This is a genomic window from Frankia sp. AgB1.9 (genome assembly GCF_016786355.1).
GTDB lineage: Bacteria > Actinomycetota > Actinomycetes > Frankiales > Frankiaceae > Pseudofrankia.
Genome location: NZ_JADWYX010000265.1, coordinates 1 through 1407, shown reverse-complemented (window position 1 = coordinate 1407; position 1407 = coordinate 1). Strand labels below are relative to the sequence as shown.

1 protein-coding gene is annotated in these 1407 nt (G+C 64.8%); it reads right to left on the bottom strand.

The genetic code is table 11. The annotated features are described in order from the left end of the window. Positions 1 to 38: 38 nt before the first annotated feature. The gene (locus I6A60_RS41020) at positions 39 to 1319 is read right to left on the bottom strand and encodes an IS256 family transposase (RefSeq protein WP_203017476.1); all 1281 of its coding nucleotides are present in this window, start codon (positions 1317 to 1319) and stop codon (positions 39 to 41) included. Positions 1320 to 1407 lie beyond the last annotated feature (88 nt).

Here is a 1407-nt window from a genome sequence, read left to right as displayed (position 1 = left end):
GGGACTATCTCGGTAACGGTGTTTCCGGCTGATTTGATCTAGTAGGTCTCGGCGGACGGCCAGCGGTCACTGAACGTGATCGAGAACGCGTCGATCACGGGCTTCCACCGGACGGCCCATCGGGCTCGGCCGGTGCCGGTCGGGTCGAGGCTGCGTGTCACAAGGTACAGGCATTTCAACGCCGCCTGGTCGCTGGGGAAATGTCCGCGGGCCCGCACGGCGCGCCGGTAGCGGGCGTTCAGTGACTCGATCGCGTTCGTGGAGCACAGGACTCGGCGTATTTCCGCGTCGTAGTCGAGGAACGGAGTGAACTCCTCCCAGGCGTTGCGCCATAGTCGGATCACTGCCCGGTATTTCTTGCCCCAGGTCTCCTCGAACTCGTCCATCGCCGCCGCCGCGGCCCCCGGCGTCGGCGCGGTGTAGATGGGCTTCAGGTCGCGTTTCACCGCGTCATGGTCGGCACGTGACGTCAACCGGAACGTGTTGCGGATCAGATGAATGATGCAGGTTTGGACGACGGCGGCGGGCCACACGTTCTCCACGACGTCGGGTAGCCCTTTCAGGCCGTCGCAGACGAGGAAGAACACGTCGGCGACGCCCCGGTTGCGCAGGTCGGTCAGGACCGTCATCCAGTACTTCGCGCCCTCGCCGCCGGTGCCGGCCCACAGGCCCAGGACGTCCTTGTGGCCGTCGACGGTGACCCCGACGGCGGCGTAGAAGGGCCGGTTGCCGACCTGGCCGTCCCGGACCTTCACGACCACGGCATCGATGAAGATCGCGACGTAGACGCGATCGAGTGGTCGGGAGGCCCATTCGTTCATCTCACCGAGGACCGCGTCAGTGATCCGCGAAATCGTCTCTTTCGACACCGACGCCCCGTAGATCTCCTCGAAATGCGCGGATATCTCCCCGGTCGTCAAACCCTTCGCATACAGTGACAGCACAATCTCGTCCACGCCCGTAAGACGTCGCTGCCGCTTCTTCACGATCCGCGGCTCGAACTTTCCCTCACGGTCACGAGGAACAGAGATCTCCACCTCGCCGGCGACGTCGGAAACCACGGTCTTCGACCTGCTGCCGTTCCGGACGTTGCCACTCTCCCGCTCGGCCGGAGCCCGGTTCTTCTCGTGCCCGAGGTGTTCGGTCATCTCCTCCGCCAAAGCCGTCTCCAAAACACTCTTGGTAAACAGCTTCAACAAACCCTCCGGCCCCGTCAGCGCCAGCCCACGCGCCTTCGCGTCCGCGATCATCGCCGCCGCGGCCGCCTGCTCCGGCGACAGCTGCCGCCCTTGATCACGATCGGTCTTCCGAGGGCTCATATCACCCGATGTCATCACTCACAGTGCCCATCCCGCCGGACCTCGGCCCGGCGTGTCGGGCCGGAAACACCGATCTTGAAACAGGCCC